The sequence below is a fragment of the Sorangium sp. So ce394 genome, from assembly GCF_051474665.1.
GTDB lineage: Bacteria > Myxococcota_A > Polyangia > Polyangiales > Polyangiaceae > Sorangium > Sorangium cellulosum_D.
Genome location: NZ_CP150339.1, coordinates 9766720 through 9783691 on the forward strand (window position 1 = coordinate 9766720; position 16972 = coordinate 9783691).

Here is a 16972-nt window from a genome sequence, read left to right on the forward strand (position 1 = left end):
TCGCGCGCGATCGCTTCGACCGGCGGACGGACTAATGGGGCACCTCGGTCGGCGCGCACGTCGAGACGCCCGCGCCGATGACCGCGGTCAGGAGCACGGGCACCGCGAGCTCCGGCGGGGCCTGGGAGTCAGGGTCCAGGCGATAGACCCTGGACGAGAGCGCGTCCTCGTCGTTGGTCACGAAGAACCAGAAGTCGCCCCCCCACGTCGCGAACGCCCAGCTGGAGCCGATGGTCACGCCGGGGAGCGCTCTCTCCGAGAGCGTGGCGCCGGTGAGCTTGTCGAGCTCGCTCACGGACGACACCCCCGCCGGCTGCTTCACGAACCCGAAGAGGCGGCCGTCGCCCGTGCCCGTCAGGTCCGCGTTGGCGCCCGCGCCCTGGCCGAGCGGGCGGACCGCGTACGACCGCCTGTCGAAGACGCCGAGCGTCCGGGCGGGGTTCGCCCCGTCCGTGTCATTGAAGAAGACCGCGTCTCGCACATAAAGGGTCTCCTGGTCGGGGCCGTCGTCGGCGGCGAACGCCATGCCGAAATTGCGGAACGGTGCCCCGTCTTCCACCTTGTAGGGCGTGACTTCGCAGCGACCCGTGGCGATGTCGACCCGGCTGACCGACCCGTTCCAGTCGACGATCCAGGCGACGCCGTTCCGGTCGACGGCCATCGAGAACGGGCCGCCATCGCCGCACCCCAGCCTGCCGATGCGATGGAGCTCCAGGTCGGCGGGATGGAACGAAAAGAGCTCCTGGTAGGGCGAGACGAGATAGATGTGGTGCGTCACATCCGAGCACGGGCCGGCAGAGCTCCCCGGCGGCGGATCCCAGCCGCTCTCGTCGCGAGCGCTCCCGCCTTCGGCGACATGCCCGATCGCGCCGAACGGGCCAGCTCCCCCCGCGCTCCCATCCTCCCCGTGGCTCCCGTCGACGGGGTGGTCCAAGGTGGTGCCTTGCGCGCACGCTGCGAGCGAGACGACGACGGTGCCTACGGAAATCAGAGGCCAGACGATACGCAGCATGGTCGCCCCCCTGGGACAAGGTTCGCGGCTGCGAATGGGTGGCGACGCCGGCAGGGCGCCATTTAGAAAAATGAACCTTCGAAGTCATCCGCTATGGCTGCAATCGCGGAGATCTGTCCACCTCGGCCTGGACGGCGCGCTCAGCGGGCGCGCAAGCTCGCGCCTCCCAGGCAGCCCCGGCGACCGGACCGCCCGGCGGCCCGAAAGCTGACGACGGCGAGGCTCGAGTCGGCTATCTGCGGGGTCGCGAGGGAAGCGGCCGTGGCGCAGAACATCTACGACGATCCCGGGTTCTTCGAGGCCTACAGCCAGCTCCGCCGGTCCGTCGAGGGCCTCGATGGGGCGCCGGAGTGGCCGGCGCTGCGGGCGCTCGTGCCCGACCTGACGGGCCTGCGCGTGGTGGACCTGGGCTCGGGCTATGGCTGGTTCTGCCGGTGGGCGCGGCAGCACGGAGCGGCCCATGTGCTCGGCATGGACGTGTCCGAGCGCATGCTGCAGCGGGCCAGGTCGGCGACCTCGGACGACGCGATCGCCTACGCGCGGATGGACCTGGAGCGGCTGGACCTGCCGGAGGCGGCGTTCGATTTCGCCTACAGCTCGCTCGCCCTGCACTACATCGAGAACCTGGGCGGGCTGCTCGCGGCGGTGCACCGGGCCCTGATGCCAGGAGGGCGCCTGGTCTTCTCGGTCGAGCACCCGATCTACACGGCGCCGAGCCGCCCCGGCTGGCGGGTCGAGGCGGACGGGCGCAGGACGTGGCCGATCGATGGCTACCTCGCGGAAGGCCCGCGCACGACGAGCTGGCTGGCCGAGGGCGTGGTGAAACAGCACCGCACGATCGGCGCCACGCTCAACGCGCTCCTCCGCGCGGGCTTCGCCATCGCGCACGTGGAGGAATGGGGCCCGACGGACGCGCAGATCGCCGCCCGGCCGGAGCTCGCGGAGGAGCGGGAGCGGCCGATGTTCCTGCTGGTGGCCGCACAGCGCTAGCGAGCGCGCCCTCCTCAGCCGTTATCATCCTGCGACGATGACAGCCACCAGCCGGGCCGACGCCGAGCCGGCGAGAGCGGCGGCGACAGGGGCGGCGCCGACAGCCGCAGCCGAGCGCATTCCGGCGCTCGACGTGCTGCGTGGCCTCGCGCTCTACGGAGTGCTCCTCGCCAACGCGGTGCCATGGTTCAGCGGGCGCGCCTTCATGACGCGCGACCAGCTCATCGCGCAGAGGGGCCCGGCCGACGAGGTGTTCCTCGTCCTGCTCAACGTCTTCGTCGACGGAAAGGCGATGACGCTCCTGACCTTCCTGTTCGGCCTCGGATTCGCGCTGCAGCTCCAGCGCGCCGAGGCAGGCGGGCGCAGCGTGCTCCCGACACACTTCCGGAGGCTCGCGGCGCTGGCGTTCATCGGTGTCTGCCATGTGCTGCTGCTCTGGTGGGGGGATATCCTGTGGGGGTACGCGATCGCAGGCGTGGGCCTCGCGCTCTTTCGACGCGTGCGGGGCGCGAAGCTCCTCGCCTGGGCGGTGGCGCTCACGCTCGCGCCGCAGCTCGTCGCATCCATCCCCGCCGCCTCGGCGGTCGTCGCGCACGTCACGCCCGAGCCAGCCGACCTCGCGGCGTTCAGGGCGCAGGTGTTCGCGGCGATCACCGGGCATGACCGCGGCGCGCTCGCCGAGATCCACGTGAAGCAGGCTTACTACCACGTGGGGCGGATCTGGCTGTGGTACTTCGCGTGGGTCCTCGGACGGTACCTCGTCGGCTATTGGGCCGGAACGACGAGGCTGCTCCAGGACGCCGGCGAGCGCCTCCCCTTCTTCCGCAAGCTCCTCGCCTGGGGCCTCGGGCTGGGCCTCGCGGGCTCCTCGCTCATGGCCGGGCGCCGCCTCCTCCAGCGCCACGGCGTCGCCGTCCCGGAGTCCGTCGGGATCGCGCTCGTCATCCCCGCCGAGCTGGGGGCGATGGCGCTCGCGAGCGCGTACGCGGCCGCCGTCGTCCTGCTGATGCAGAAGCCCGCCTGGCGCCGCGCCTTGATGCGCATCGCCCCGGTCGGGCAGATGGCCCTGACGACCTACCTCCTTCAGAGCCTCATCTGCACGTTCCTCTTCTATGGCTGGGGTCTCGGGCTGGCCGGACGGCTCCGCCCGGTCCACATCGCCCCGATCACGGTCGCCGTCTTCGTGCTGGAGGCGCTGCTCGCGCGCGCATGGCTGTCGCGCTTCCGCTTCGGGCCGGCGGAGTGGCTCTGGCGGTCGTTGACGTACGGTCGCCTTCAGCCGCTCCGCATCACCGCCGGTTCGAGGTGAAGGTGGCTCACGCTCGCCGCGTGCGCTCCGCCCGCGTCCATCGGGTCGAAACCCCGGTCCAGCCTGAACGCCCGCCGCGCCGGGTCAGTCCCCCCCGACGCCCACGTCGCGCCAGCGGATCTCCACCCGCTTCGCACCGAGCTGGGTCGCGAGCGCCGTGATCTGCCGCTCGGCCTGCGCCTTCGCGCGCGCCATCACGTTCCCCTCGAGCGCGGCCTTCTCGATCGCCTCGGTCGCCTCCTTGCGCGCCCGCGACTCGAGCTGCTCGTTGCGCCGCGCGAGCAGGCTCGTCTTGCGCGTGTAGACGTACGTCGCATCCTCGTCGAGCCGGGTCGCGAAGACCTCGGGCGCCGGCAGCGTGAGCCGCGCGACCCCGGTCTCCGGATCCATCGCGATGTCGCCCTCGCCGATCCGCGCGAGATCGACGCCGATGGTGACGTGCCCGACCGCGACGAGCAGGAGGGCGTCGGTGGCCTGCACCAGGCCGAACAGGCGGCTCTGCCGGTCGGCCAGATCCACGACCTTCTCGACGTGGACCTCGGTGGTCTCGAGCCGCGACAGGTCGCGGATCGCGACGACGAGCGCGGGCGTCGGCCGCGCGACGAGGGTGCTCTCAGGCGCGGGCGCGCGGAGGCGCGGCGCCACGACGAGCGCGCCGAACCCGACCGACGCGAGCAACGCGACCGCGAGCAGCGCGATCCGCGCGGCGCGGCCGGCCTGCGCGCGGGGGCGCGGCGCGTGCGCTGCGACCGAAGCGTAGGGGTCCTGGAGCGGGCCTTCCATCGGGGGTACCTCGGAGGACCGCAGGCGCGCAGGCGCCCGCGGCAGCTCGGCTGGGCACAGCCTAGAAGAGCCGCGCGTCCTCCGGGAGAGAGTTCTGAGAACAGGAAGGCCGGAAGGCGAGAAGAATCGACCCGGCCCGCTGGCCCGGCGAGGAGCGCGCCCCTCCGGGCAGCCGCGCGCGGCCGGCGTCACGTCACGCGGCCGGCGTCACCTCACGCGGCCGGCGTCGCGCACCGCGGCGCGTCCAGGCGCGGCCGCGCCGCCGAGGACGACAGCGCCTGCTCGAGCATCCCGTCGTCCTCGTCGCCCTCGGCCGCCTGCTCGATGGCGAGCTGCACGTCGCGGTTCGCGCAGCCCTCGGCCGCGATCCGCAGCCGCTCCACCGTCTGGTCGTCGCGCGACGACGACAGCGCGAGCGCCGCGCCGATGCGGAGCTCGGCCGGCGCGTCGCCGTCCTCGAGCACCGCGAACGCCTGCTCCCGCGTGAGCTTCGCCGTGCGGTAATCGGCGCCGGCCTCGCTCACGAGGCGGCGCAGCGCCGCCCGCCAGGCCGGCGCGGTCAGGCCGCGGCGCTCGAGGAGCGCGCCCGCCCGCCCCACCTCGCGCGCGCCGCGCCCGCTCCGCGCGCGCACGAGCGCGAGCAGATGCTCGCGGCGCCGCTCGGCGAGCACCATGCTGAGCCCCGTCTCGCTGGGATCGCGCAGCAGCTGCGGCGGCACGAGGGTCAGCGGCAGCTCCTCGCCCCCCGTGAGCACGAGCTCGACCCCGAGCGCGGTCTCGTCGACCCGCTCGATCGATCCGAACGAGACGAAGCGCTCGCCGGCCTCGTCCCGGAGCGAGAGCCCGTCGCTGCCCGCCACGAGCACGCGGAGCGCCGAGCCCTCCCGGAGCAGCGCCGCGAGCACCCACGCCGCGGCGCCCGTGATGACGCCCAGCGAGAGCGCCAGGTCGAAATCGAGCACCGACCAGCAGATCAGCGACACGAGCGTCGCCACGCCGACGAACAGCCGGCGCCGGAGCGGCCGCGGCGCGTCGTCGTAGAGCCGGGCGCTCCACGTGCCCCGCGCCCGCCCGGCGGCGATCTCGCCGAGCAGCCGCTCCGCGTCGACCGGGTCGTCGACGCGCACGCGGATGACGTCGCCGTCGTCGGTCATCAGGGCGACCTCGCCGCCGGAGCTCGAGAGCCGCGCGCGCGTGAGCGAGAGCAGCGAGAACGACCGGCGCTCGCCGGGGCGCTCGATCCAGAGCGCGTTGCTCACCCGGACGACTGCCGCGCCGGACGAGCCCACCGCCGCGCAGAGCCACGCGATCGGCGTGTACAGGAGGCACGCGAGGCAGAGCAGCGCGAGCAGCGACCCGAGCAGCACGAACGGCATCAGGAGCACCATCGCGAGCCGGCCGGCGATGGGCTCGACGAGCGAGGCCACCGAGAAGACGACCAGCAGCCACGCGAGCGCCGAGGTGAGCAGCCGGCCGACGAAGCGCGCGTCCGCGTAGGGCTGGATGAGCACCCCGCAGCGCTTGAACACGCCGTCGCTGCCAGCGGTTCCTGCCACCCCATCACGGTGAGCGCACCCGGCCTCGAGTTCAAGCGCACAGCGCAATTTCAGCGCAGGAAGAACGCCCGCGCCGCCGCGGCGCGGCCGCCCTCACGCCCTCAGTACGCGTCGGCGGGGGCGCGCGCGTCCGCGGGGAGCGTCAGCGGGAGCATCTCCACGGCCGCGTCCCCGCCGTCCAGCCACTGATACCGCGCCAGGTTCGCGAGGACGCGCCCCACATAGGCGCGCGTCTCGTCATAGGGGATCCGCGCCACCCACACGTCGGTGTCCCGGTCGATCTTCCCCTCGAGCCAGTGCGACACGGCCTTGGGGCCGGCGTTGTACGCCGCGGTCGCGAGCGGCAGGCTCCCGTCGAACGTCCGCAGCAGCTTGCCGATGTAGAAGCCGCCGAGGCGCAGGTTGAGCGGCGCGCTCTTGAGCTGCCCGAGCTCGAACCCGAGCGAGAGCTCGCTCGCGGCCTTCCGCGCGGTCGCCGGCATGAGCTGCATCAGCCCGACCGCGCTCGCGGGGCTCACCACGACGGGATCGAACGCGCTCTCCTGCCGCATGAGCGCGTGGACCAGGCCCTTCGGCAGCCCGTGCTGCGCCTCGAGCGCGCGCACCTCGCCGACGTACGGCTCCGGATAGACGCACTCCCACGTCCAGCGATCGGCCTCCGACGGCGCGCGCTGGAGCGCCGCGGCGGAGACCGCCTGCGTGCCCACCCGGTAACGGCGCTTCGCGGGCGAGAGCATGCCGTACATCCGGCAGAGCGCCTCGCTCTCCTGCCCCTCGTAGGCCGCCGTCACCTCGCGCTCGTTCTCGGCGAGGTAGCTCTCCGCGTCGCCGTCGAGCCCCATCGACGCGAGCAGCGCCGCGGCCGGCGGCAGCTTCACCTCCACCGGCCGCGCGTCCCGGAGCGACGCCGGGACGAGCAGCGGCGGCATGGGCGCGCCCACCGCCGCGAGGCGCGCGCGCGCGAGCAGCGCGCCCCACGAGAGCGGCTGCTCCTTCATCACCTCCGTCCAGAGCCGCACCGCGCCGTCGCGATCGCCGCCGCGCAGCGCCGCGAGCCCCGCGAGCTCGCGCAGCCGCGCCGCGTCGGCCGGGCGCGCGCCGCGCGCGAGCTGCTCCAGCGGCTTGCGCGCGCGGGCCGCGCCGCTCGTCGAGAGCATCGCGAGCGCCCGCTCGTAGAGCGCGTCGTCGCGCCGCTCGCTCCGCGGGTAGGCGTCGATGAACCGGCCGTACTGCGCGACCGCCTCCGCGTAGCGGCCGACCTGCATGAGGAGCCGCGCCGAGAGCAGGCTCGAGAGCTCGCCCCAGCGCGTCCTCCGGAACTTGCGCGCGACCGCGAGGTGCCGCTCGATCGCCTCGGCCTCGCGGTGGAGCCGGGAGAGCGAGCGCGCGGCGAGGTGCAGCTGCTCCGCCTGGCGCGCCGACGGCGAGGCCGCGACCTTGAGGAACGCCTCGGCCGCGCCCGCGTAGTCGCGCGCCTGGTACAGCGCCGTGGCCCTGCGGTGGTGGAGCTCCGACGCCGGCACGCCCGAGAGCTTGTCGAGCTCGGCGATCGCCTCGGCCGCGCTGCCCCCGGCGACCATGGCGTCGACCTTCTGGAGCCGGTCGTCCGGCGAGAGCGGCCCCGGCACCTCGGCGAGGAGCGCCGCGGCCTCGCGCCCGTCGGGCGACGACGGCGCGCTCTTCACGATCCACCGGAGGTCGGCGAGCGCGAGCGCCGCCGCGGCCTTCGCGCCGCCCTTGTCCCCCGATCGCTCGGCCGCGTCGCGCACGCCGAGCTGGACCCGCGCCCGCGCGAGCCGCGCCGCCGCCTCGTCGCGCGACCGCCGCGCGCGCTGCGCCGCGACCACCGCCCGATCGGCGAGCGCGCGGGCCTTCTGGAGATCGCCGCCCTTCATCGAGGCGATCGCCGCGCGCGCGAGGCCGGGCGCGCTGCCCGTGGCCTCGAAGTACGCCGCCGCCGCGAGGAACGGCCCCACCTCGAACGCCGCCTCCGCGCGGTAGCGCGAGACCTCGCGGGCGAGCAGCGGCAGCTCCTGCTCCAGGCCGTGGAGCAGCTCCACGGCCTTGCCGTGATCGCCGAGCTCGAGCGCGACGCGCGCCCGCGCGTACTTCATCGCCGGCAGCGCCCGCTGCTCCATCGGCAGGGCGTCGAGCCGCTCCGCCGCCTCGGCCCAGCGCTCGAGCCGCACGGCCTCGACCCACGCGCCGAGGGGCAGGTGCGGCGCGAGCGGCGCGAGCGGCGGGACGGCGGCGGCGGCAGCGGCCGCCGCGGCGATCGGCGCGTCCAAGGGCGCGGCGCGCGCGGTGCTCTGCGAGGGCGGCGGCCCGGACGCGTGGGGCTCGGCGCACGCGGCGAGCGAGGCGCCGAGGAGGCACGCGGCGGCCAGCGCGCGGCGTGCTCCTCGCGCAGACGGCTTCGGTGGCGACGGAGCCCGTTTCATAGCCGACCCGGCGCGGTGAACGACCCGAACGCAGCGCGCCGTGAGGACCGGGCCCCGCGGGCCGAGGGCCCCCGCGCGCAGGCCGCTCGAACCGCAGCGCTCGCGCTGCCGACCCCTTTAGCTAGCAAGCTTCCGCGCCAGGTCGCAAACAAAGTGTCGGGGCCGACGCGATCCACCGCTTTCCGATCTCGACGTCCTCCTCGAACAGGAAGGCCGCGACCTCGTCGAGCGAGCCGGCGCGGTTCGGCGGCGCACCGAGGCGGAGCGCCGCGGCCTTGCCGAACGCGGCGACCACCGGGTGCGGCGAGCTCGCGAGCCGCAGGAGCTCGGGCACGAGCTCCGTGGCCCCGAGCACGCCCGCGAGGATCGCCGCGAGCGGCCGCGGGTCGGCGGGGCAGTCGTAGCTCCACGACAGCGCCGAGCGCAGCACCGTGACCGTCTCGGGCGCGGCCGCGCGCGCCGCCGCGGTGCGGTAGCCGCCGCCCGGGAGCGCGAGCTGCGCGGCGCCCTGGCTGGTCGCGCAGACGCCGTCCGCGGCCTGCAGCAGCGCCGCGGCGATCGGCTCGGTCACCCCGTCGCCGAGCACCGTCTGCCCCTCGATGTCGCCGGCGACGGGCCGCGCCGCCTCCTGCGCGTAGCCCTCGAGGTTGGCGAGGAGCCGCTCGAGGTCCACCGCGCCCGCGGCGCGGCCGGCGAGCACGTCGCGCGCGGTGTGCACCGTCACGAGGCTCGACACGACGGCCGGGGTCCCGCCGCGCATCGTGTGCGAGACGTCGACGCTCACCCGCTTCACGGCGGGCCACCGCAGCACGCGCGGCTCGGTGTCCGGGTCGACGAGGACGCCCCAGGGCACGACGGCCATCGCCACCTCGCGCGCGCCGCGCTGGGCGCGGAGGCGGTGCTCGGCGCGGGCCAGCGCGAGCACGCCGAGCGCGCTCCCCACCGCCATGAGCCCCAGCGAGAGCGTGTGGCTCCCGGCGCTCCACATCGCCGCGGAGGCCCCCGCGAGCCCCGCGGTCCCCGCCGCGGCGAGCGCGCCGGTCGAGCCGGGCTCCGGGTGGAGCCACACGTAGCGGAAATCCGGCGGAGGCAGCTTGCGCAGCACGATACGACCCCGGACAACGACTCTAGGCCGCCGCGCCACCGCGCGCCACCGGATGCGCGGGCGCCGCCGCGCGCATCCGGCGGCGCGCGCGGGCTTGCTGGAGGAGCGAAGGAATCCACGCGTGGCGCATGCCACGGCGCGTCGAAGGCGCGCGTCGTGCCGATCGCAGCCGTGCGCCGACCTCCGCGCCCCCGCCTCCGCGCGCCGACCTCCGCGCCGCCCGCGCCGCCGTGCGTCCGGCGGACGGCCGGCACCGGCGGCGCAGGTGGGCGCTGCGGCGTTCCGCGCGCGCGGCGCGGTGGTAGCTTCGCGGGCGGTGCTGCTCTCCCGCGTCCGCCTCGCCCACGTCGGTCCGTTCGATGATCTCTCGCTCTCCTTCGAGGACGCCGACGGCGCGCCGCGCCGGCTCGTGGTCCTCTTCGGCGGCGACGGCGTGGGCAAGACCTCGATCCTGTCGGCGATCGCGTCGACGCGGCCCGGGTACGCGGTCGCACAGCTGAAATCGCGCGGCGACGACGGCTCGCCCCCGCTCGTGGTCACCGACTGGATGCTCGGGACCGACGATCCGGCGCGCGCGCACCCGCTGCGCGTCGCGAGCCCGAACGCGCGCCTCGACGAGCCCGAGGACGCGGCGCTCCTGCGGCGGCGGGAGCAGGCGCTCTTCGAGCGGCGCGCGGCCGAGGGGGGCTTCGTCCTCGTGGCGCTCTCGGGCGCGCGCTGGTTCTCCCGCACCGCGATCGTGCTGACGACGCCCGAGCGCAGCATCCTCCGCTACGACGTGCGCGCCGCCGCGAGCTTCGACGACGCGACGCGCACCGACCTCGCCCGCGAGACGAAGCAGGTGCTCTCGTTCGTGCCGGTGGCGGCCGCGATCGCGCGCGACCGCGCGAAGAACAAGCCCGAGGCGCGGCCCGACGCGCGCGCGGACGCGCAGGCAGCGCGGCTCGGCGCGCTCGAGCGCGCGCTCGGGGAGGTGCTCGAGGCGCTGCTCGAGGGCCACGACGCGACGTACGTGGGCGTCGATCCGCTGCGGCTCGAGCCGATCTTCGAGCGCGCGGACGGCCAGCGCGTCGACTTCGACGATCTCGGGCGGAGCGCGCGGCACACCATCGCGTTCGGCGCGCTGGCGCTCCGCGCGCTCGCGTCCGCCCACCCGACCGGCGATCCGCGGCTCGCCGAGGGCGTGGTCCTGATCGACGACATCGAGGCGCAGCAGCCGGCGCACCGGCAGCGCTCGCTCGCCGCCCGCCTGCGGGCGGCGCTCCCCAACGTGCAGTGGATCGTCACGACGTCGTCGCCCGCGTTCGCGCTCGGCTGCGACCTCTCCGACGTGATCGCCCTCCGCCGCGAGCCCTCGTCGGGGCGCGTCGAGCCGCACGAGGGCCCGGACGCCGTGCTGCACTGAGCGGCCGCGGCGCGGCGCGCGGCCCCCGGGCGCGCGCGCCGCGCGTCAGGCGAGCGGCACGGCGAGGAGCACGACCTCCTTGCCGCGCACCTCGATCTTGTAGCGCATCGGCTTGCCGTGCTTCCGCCCGAGCTCCTGCTCGCTCGCCTTGAGGCGGGCGACGAACGCGTCGCGGGTGATGTGATCCACCGGGTCGCCGAGCGACCTCTTCGCCGCGATGTACTCGGCGAAGATGCGCGCGTAGTAGGCGTCCTCCGGCTCCTCGAGCAGCGCCTTGGCGTCGGCCGGGATCTCGCCGGGGGACAGCGCGGCCATCCGCTCGTCGACCTCGAGGGCGTCCCGGAACGACGCCGACGTGGGCGCGCGCGACGGGCGCCCCTCGGCGTCGGTCTCGTCCTCCTGCACGCCGAGCAGCTGGTTCAGGAGCGAGTTCAGCCGGAACACGAGCCCGCCGAGCTCGGCGTGCTCGATCCCGAACCGGAGGTCGGTCCGGCCGTTCATGATCGCGAGCAGGCCGTCCTCGATCTCGGACACCGGCTGCGAGATGTACGCGTCCAGGAAGTAGGCGGCGATCACGACGAGCACGAGCCCGAGCGCGGTGACGCCGAGCAGCGGCCAGACCAGCGAGCTCGCGAGCCCCGGCGTCCGGATCTGCGCGATGCTGAGCAGCACCGCCCGCCGCCCGTCGCCGTAGCCTTCGAGCGCGTGCCCGACGGCGCCGTACTCGCCGGACAGCCCGCCGATGTCGACCGCCCGCCCGGAGCTCAGCGCCTGGAGGGCGCTGTCCTTCGCCGGCGACGCGGTGAGCGCCGCGACCAGCTGCGGGGGGGTGTCGCGCGACTTCGCGACGACGTCGAGCCCGTCGCCCGACTGCATCGCGACCACGAGGAGCCGCCCGCTCGTGCGCTCGCTCGCGTTGGTCAGCCGCTCGTCGTTCAGCGCGGTGCCCACCGCGACGGCGCCGATGATCTGCCCGGCGTCGCTGCGGATCGGCGCGTAGGACGCGAGCAGCTGCTCGTTGCGCGCCCGGCTCACCCACACGTCCGAGCCGGTCACCCCCTGCTCGACGGCGCGCTTCAGCGACGGGTAGACGGCGCCGAGGTTGTCCCCGCGCATGAGCGCGGAGCCGTTCCGTCCGAGCACCACGCCCTTCGTGTCCACCAGGACGACGAGGGAGGGCGGGGTCCTGCCGAGCTCGGGCGAGGCGGCGACCGCCTCCCGGATGGCGTTGGCGGCGCTCGTGGCCGCCTCGGCGCGGGCCGGGGCGGTGCCGGCGTTGAACGGCTCGCGCAGCTTCGGGTCGCTCGCGTGGGAGGCGAGCCACCGCTCCAGCACGAGGCCGTCCACCTGGAGCTGCGCCATGGCGGCCGCGAGCGCGCGCGACGCCTCGCCCGGCCGCCCCATCTCCGCGAGGGAGGCGCGCGTGAGGGCGTACGAGAGCCCTCCGACCATGAGGACAATCACGGCGAAGACTGCGATGATCTTTCCGCGCATCCTGCGTCTCCACTCCTTCTTTCGGGGGCTCAGGGCAAGCTACCATCCGCTGCGGCGCTGCTACAACTCTCCACCCAGCTCATGGTGCACTTGAATCACCCGCACTCCGAAGCCCCGCGCCTCTACGTCGTCGACGACGCGCTGTTCGAGCAACACCGCGCGCGCGGCGCGCACCCCGAGCGCCCGGAGCGGCTCGAGGCCGCCCGCCGCGCCATCGAGCGCTGCGCCGCGGCGGGCCTCTCGATCGAGCGCGTCGCGACGCGCGACGCCACCGAGGACGAGCTCGCCCGGGTCCACGCGCCCCGGTACCTCGAGTCGCTCGGTCGGGTCAGCGGGCACTACGCCGCGCTCGATCCCGACACGTACGTCGTCCCGCGCTCGGTCGACGCGGCGAGGCGGGGCGCCGGCGCCGCGGTGGCGCTCGTCGAGGCGGTGCTCGCCGGCCCCGGTCGGCTCGGCGTCGCGCTGCTGCGCCCGCCCGGCCACCACGCGACGCGCGAGGCGGGCATGGGCTTCTGCCTCCTGAACAACGTCGCCGTGGCGGCGAGGGCCGCGCTGAGCAGCGGGCTGTCGCGGGTGGCGGTGATCGACTTCGACGTGCACCACGGCAACGGCACGCAGGACATCTTCTGGGACGACCCGCGGGTGCTGTTCTGCTCGCTGCACCAGTGGCCGTTCTACCCGGGCACCGGCTCCGCCGAGGAGATCGGCGGCGGCGAGGGCGCCGGCTACACGGTGAACGTGCCGCTGTCCGACGGGGCGACGGACGCGGTCTACGAGGCGGCGTTCGACGAGCTCGTCCTGCCGGTGCTCGACGAGTACGCGCCCGAGCTCATCCTGGTCTCGGCGGGGTTCGACGCGCACGAGCGCGATCCGCTCGCGGCGATGAAGCTGTCGCGCTCGGCCTACGCGGCGATGGGCCGCCGGCTCGCGGCGATGGCGGCCGCGAAGGCGGGGGGGCGGCTCGCCGTCTTCCTGGAGGGCGGCTACGACCTGGCCGCGATCGAGGGCTCGCTCGCCGCGGCGCTGATCGCCGCCTCCGGCCGCGAGGCGGACGAGCCGGTGGGCGCATCCGGGCCGCCGCCCGCGCAGCGCGCGCCGATCTCGACGCGCCACCGCGCGGACCTCGACCGCGCCCGCCGGGTCGCGCTGCGCCGGTGGGCGACGCTCTGAGGGAGGCGGGAGGAGCAGGGAGGGGGGAGCAGCGCGGTGGGGGGAGCAGCGCGGTGGGGGGAGCAGCGCGGTGGGGGGCCAGCGCGGGGAGCAACGCGGGGCCCGGGGGGAGCCGGAAGTAAGCCCGGACCAAAAAGAGCGACGCGCCGTGCGTTTACCCGATTGCACTCTGCGCGGAGCTGAGTATTCTGCCAGGCCTTCGCAGCCCCCGGGCCGCGAAGAACGGTGGGTATAGCTCAGTTGGTAGAGCACTGGATTGTGGCTCCAGTTGTCGCGGGTTCGAATCCCGTTACTCACCCCAGGTAGGACAAGCCCGAGGCCGCCCAGCAAGCGACGGGTGCCCCGGAGGCTGATCGCATCACGACGGATCAGCAGACCGCCGAGGCGGGCCTGCCGGGTTCCTCGCCCGAGCGCCGCGGTACAGGCTGCGGCGCCTCCCGAACGGGCGCGCCGTGCCCTGCGCATCGCAAGAGGCGGCGGCGCCCGGCGAGCGACCGCCTGACGAGCGCGGCGCCTCCAGCGAGGCCCGCGCAGCGGCTCGCCCGGCGACCGGCCGCCCTCCCGACGCGGCATGCCCGCGGGAGCGACGCGCGCGATCTCCGCGCTCTGCCTTCTTCCTTCCACCCGCGAGCCGCAGCCCGCTCTCTCGGCCGTCCCCGCGCGAGCGCGATGCGCGCCCCGGTCCGAGCGCGCGACGCGCTCCACGCCGTCGCCCTCGATGAGCGCGTTCGCGCGTCACCTCAGGAGCGCGCTCGCACGTCGTCTCATGAGCGCGTCGAGCGTCACCTCATGAGCGCGCTCGCACGTCACGTCCTGAGCGCGTCGCGCGGCATCTCACGAGCGCGTCGCGCGGGGCTCCGTACATCGCTCGATTCAATAAGTGCTCTTCGCGAGCCCCGGAGACATCGATTCATGGATATCCATCCATCGCGGTGAGCCTTTATCCCATCTCCCGGAGACAGCAAGTCTCGCCGCTGTAACCGGTTCGCCACAGTGCCCGCATAGGGTCCGCGCCCATGAAAACCACGCTCCCTCGGAGCCGCGCGCTGGCCGCGCGGCTCATCTCCGCCGTCTTCCTCGCGATCGGCGCGCCCGGGCTCGCGGCGTGCGCCGCCACGGCGGACGACGTCGCGGATCCTGCCGAGCTGCCGGCCCCCGGCGCCGTCGATGTCGTCCAGCCGCTCAAGCTGTCCGAGCGCGCCCGCGTGCCCGAGAAGGAGCCGGGGTTCGTCGCCGCGGAGCTCGGGGAGCGCGAGCTCGTCATCACCCACGACGGCAGCCTGCCGCCGTTCGCCGCGGGCGACGTGCTCGGCGGCACGCAGGGAGGCGGCTACCTCGCCCGCGTCGTGCGCGTCCGCGCGCTCGACGCGGCGCGGGTCGCGCTCGAGACGACCCCCGCCGACCTCACGGAGTTCATCACCGAGGGGCACGTCCACGTCCACTACGACGCGCGCGAGTACGCGCAGGCCATCGACGAGCACCTCGCGCGCGCCCGCGAGCTCGGCCTGGAGGGCGACGAGCCGATCGCGAGCCAGGCGGAGGCCCTGAAGATCGCGTCCGGCGCCTCCTTGAAGCTCTTCGAGCTCTCCTCGGCCTCGCTCCCGGCCTCGTGCGGGGTCACCGCGCACGGGACGGCGGCGCTCGACGTCACGGCCGAGCTCTCTCCGGTGCTCGATTTCGAGGTCCACGTCGGCCCGCGCGGCGGGATCAACCCCGTCCCGGAGCTGAAGCAGCTCCGCTTCGTCGCCTCGGGCAGGCTCGACGTGAGCGCCACGCTCCAGGGCTCCGGCACGGTCACGGGGAGCTGCACGGTCGATCTCCTCGAGCTCGCCGGGGGCGTCCCGAGCGTGCCGCTGCCGACGCTGACGTTCTGGGTGGGGCCCGTGCCCATCGTCGTCACGACCAACGTCGTGCCGCGGGCGACGGCCGATGTGGGGCTGTCGTTCACGGCCGCCGAGGTGGCGGCCGAGGCGCAGACGACCGCCGAGATCGAGGCCGGGGTCGACTACAAGAACGGGACGTGGCGCACGATCTGGGATCCCTCGTGCTCGGCCTCGGGGACGGCCTCGATCGGGGCGCCCGGCGCGATCACGGCGTCCGGCAAGGTGAGCGCCGGCGCGGAGCTCCGGTCGCGCCTGTACGGCATCGTCGGTCCGAACGTCGGAGTCCAGGCGTACGCGCGCGTCAGCGCGGAGACCGCGCCGCCCTACTGCTCGTACGACGCGCGGGTCGACGGCGGCGTGCGCGCCTACGCCGAGGCGGAAGCCGGCGTGTCGGTCGGCCCGCTGAACCTGACGTTCAAGCGCCTCGATCTCGTCGATCTCGAGCTCCTGCGCTTCGACGCGCCGCTCGCCTCGGGCAAGCTCCGCGACGCGCCCGAGTGCGACGCGGAGCCGTGATCGCGCCGGCCGTCATCGCGCCGGCCGTCATCGCGCCGGCCTCCCCGCCGGGAGGCCCGGCGCGCCCCGCCCCCCGCGGCGCGCGCGCTCGCCGGGCTCAGGGGTCCGCGCACGCCACGTAATCGCACGACGCCTCGTTCACGCACTCCTCGGTTCGCTCCACGAGGCCTTCTCCCTCGAGGCCGAGGCACGCGGTCTCACAGCTGGTCTTGCTCGGCGGCGGGTCCCCTTGCTCTTCCGCGCAGAGGATGCGGTGCTTGCAGAGCTCACTGCACGCATGCAAGTTGTCCTCGTCCTTGCACCCCGCGGCAAAGAGGCCGAGAGCGGCGATGACGAGGGGAATCGATCGGAGTCCTGCGTTCTTCATGGGCAGCTCATCTCGGTTGTGGGGCACTCCCCGGCGAGCGACCCGCTGCCGGCCGGCAGACCGGGTCAGCGCACGAGAAGGCGAGCGCGCGATCCGGCAGGATCGCGGCGCGTTGCAAACGGCCTGCAGGCCTCACCATGAGGCCACGCCTCGGCGCCCAGCATAGACGAATCCCGGGCGGCCGCCCACGGCGCGGCCGCCCGCGGCGCGCCCCCGCGCGCCGGAGCCACGCCCGCGCCGCGCCGTCTCTTGCGCGCCGCGCGCCGAGCTCGCCGCGCATCGAGCCAGCGCGCCGGCCGAGCGCGCCGCCGCGCTGGCTGGATGCGCAGGGCGTGGTACATTGTGTCATGGGCGCTCCGACGCGCCCTCCACGATCCACGCCGAATGCCCTCCAAGGAACCCGATACCCTGCTCGGGGCCGATCCAGCCCAGCGGCCGGATCGCGAGAAGCCCGAGTCCACGCGGCTTCCTCTCGTGCTCGTGGTCGACGAGGACAGGGGCCTCTGGCAGCCGCTCGGCGCCCTCCTCTCGGAGCGATATCGCCTCGTCGTGTGCGCCTCGGCCCTGGACGGGGTCGCCGCGTTCACCGAGGACACCTGCGCCGTGATCATCGATGTGCGGATGTCGGGGCAGGACGGCTTCTGGGTCTGCGACCAGATCCGCAAGGTGCAGCCCGAAGTGCCCGTGATCTTCTATTCGGCGTATCAGGACGAGCAGGACTCGTTCGAGGTCATCAACGCGCACCGGCCGTTCGCGTCCGTCGACAAGCACGGCGACGCGCAGAGGCTCCTCGACGCCCTCGAGAAGGCGACGCGCATCTTTCAGAGCACGCTCCGCAGCAGGCGGATCATCGAGCGGCTCCAGCGCCGCCGGCAGGAGGCGGTCTGAGCCAGCCAACGAGCGAGGCGCGCCCGCGCGACGACCGGCGAGATCTGTGG

At 74.6% G+C, this 16972-nt stretch carries 13 protein-coding genes and 1 tRNA gene; 7 read left to right on the top strand and 7 right to left on the bottom strand.

What is annotated here, in order from left to right; translation table 11 throughout:
• Nucleotides 1-31: 31 nt before the first annotated feature.
• Nucleotides 32-934, bottom strand: a complete 903-nt coding sequence (locus WMF33_RS36025) for a hypothetical protein (RefSeq protein WP_437332861.1) — start codon at nucleotides 932-934, stop codon at nucleotides 32-34.
• A 339-nt stretch (nucleotides 935-1273) separates the two neighbouring features.
• On the opposite strand from WMF33_RS36025, the gene WMF33_RS36030 reads away from it, so the two are divergent.
• Both WMF33_RS36030 and WMF33_RS36035 read left to right on the top strand, forming a co-directional pair.
• Nucleotides 1274-2002 carry a class I SAM-dependent methyltransferase gene (locus WMF33_RS36030; RefSeq protein ID WP_437332862.1) on the top strand — a complete coding sequence of 243 codons (729 nt, stop codon included), beginning with the start codon at nucleotides 1274-1276 and terminating at the stop codon, nucleotides 2000-2002.
• Between the two features lie 37 nt (nucleotides 2003-2039).
• Nucleotides 2040-3311, top strand: a complete 1272-nt coding sequence (locus WMF33_RS36035; RefSeq protein ID WP_437332863.1) for a DUF418 domain-containing protein — start codon at nucleotides 2040-2042, stop codon at nucleotides 3309-3311.
• A gap of 84 nt (nucleotides 3312-3395) precedes the next feature.
• Here the strand turns inward: WMF33_RS36035 and WMF33_RS36040 are convergent, their stop codons facing one another.
• The 4 genes from WMF33_RS36040 to WMF33_RS36055 form a co-directional block, all read right to left on the bottom strand.
• On the bottom strand, nucleotides 3396-4094 hold the full coding sequence (locus tag WMF33_RS36040) for a DUF4230 domain-containing protein (protein ID WP_437332864.1): 699 nt from the start codon (nucleotides 4092-4094) through the stop codon (nucleotides 3396-3398).
• A gap of 212 nt (nucleotides 4095-4306) precedes the next feature.
• Complete coding sequence (locus WMF33_RS36045) at nucleotides 4307-5650, bottom strand: hypothetical protein (protein WP_437332865.1); 1344 nt, start codon at nucleotides 5648-5650, stop codon at nucleotides 4307-4309.
• 101 nt (nucleotides 5651-5751) lie between these two features.
• Nucleotides 5752-7938 (bottom strand): transglycosylase SLT domain-containing protein, encoded by a 2187-nt coding sequence (locus tag WMF33_RS36050; RefSeq protein WP_437332866.1) that lies wholly within the window; start codon nucleotides 7936-7938, stop codon nucleotides 5752-5754.
• Between the two features lie 274 nt (nucleotides 7939-8212).
• Nucleotides 8213-9196: a hypothetical protein gene (locus WMF33_RS36055; protein ID WP_061621228.1), complete on the bottom strand. Its 984-nt coding sequence runs from the start codon at nucleotides 9194-9196 to the stop codon at nucleotides 8213-8215.
• Nucleotides 9197-9512: 316 nt separating this feature from the next.
• Between WMF33_RS36055 and WMF33_RS36060 the strand changes: the two genes are divergently transcribed.
• The gene (locus tag WMF33_RS36060; protein WP_437314445.1) at nucleotides 9513-10601 is read left to right on the top strand and encodes a hypothetical protein; all 1089 of its coding nucleotides are present in this window, start codon (nucleotides 9513-9515) and stop codon (nucleotides 10599-10601) included.
• Nucleotides 10602-10646: 45 nt separating this feature from the next.
• On the opposite strand, the gene WMF33_RS36065 is transcribed toward WMF33_RS36060, so the two are convergent.
• Complete coding sequence (locus tag WMF33_RS36065) at nucleotides 10647-12095, bottom strand: MXAN_5187 C-terminal domain-containing protein (RefSeq protein ID WP_437332867.1); 1449 nt, start codon at nucleotides 12093-12095, stop codon at nucleotides 10647-10649.
• A gap of 81 nt (nucleotides 12096-12176) precedes the next feature.
• On the opposite strand from WMF33_RS36065, the gene WMF33_RS36070 reads away from it, so the two are divergent.
• The 3 genes from WMF33_RS36070 (at nucleotide 12177) to WMF33_RS36080 (ending at nucleotide 15667) form a co-directional block, all read left to right on the top strand.
• Nucleotides 12177-13268 (top strand): histone deacetylase family protein, encoded by a 1092-nt coding sequence (locus tag WMF33_RS36070; protein WP_437332868.1) that lies wholly within the window; start codon nucleotides 12177-12179, stop codon nucleotides 13266-13268.
• Between the two features lie 225 nt (nucleotides 13269-13493).
• Nucleotides 13494-13569: transfer RNA gene (locus WMF33_RS36075), tRNA-His, on the top strand.
• A 715-nt stretch (nucleotides 13570-14284) separates the two neighbouring features.
• On the top strand, nucleotides 14285-15667 hold the full coding sequence (locus WMF33_RS36080) for a hypothetical protein (protein ID WP_061625544.1): 1383 nt from the start codon (nucleotides 14285-14287) through the stop codon (nucleotides 15665-15667).
• A 97-nt stretch (nucleotides 15668-15764) separates the two neighbouring features.
• On the opposite strand, the gene WMF33_RS36085 is transcribed toward WMF33_RS36080, so the two are convergent.
• Nucleotides 15765-16034, bottom strand: a complete 270-nt coding sequence (locus WMF33_RS36085; protein WP_061625543.1) for a hypothetical protein — start codon at nucleotides 16032-16034, stop codon at nucleotides 15765-15767.
• A 384-nt stretch (nucleotides 16035-16418) separates the two neighbouring features.
• Between WMF33_RS36085 and WMF33_RS36090 the strand changes: the two genes are divergently transcribed.
• Nucleotides 16419-16922 carry a response regulator gene (locus tag WMF33_RS36090; RefSeq protein ID WP_437332869.1) on the top strand — a complete coding sequence of 168 codons (504 nt, stop codon included), beginning with the start codon at nucleotides 16419-16421 and terminating at the stop codon, nucleotides 16920-16922.
• Nucleotides 16923-16972: the final 50 nt, after the last annotated feature.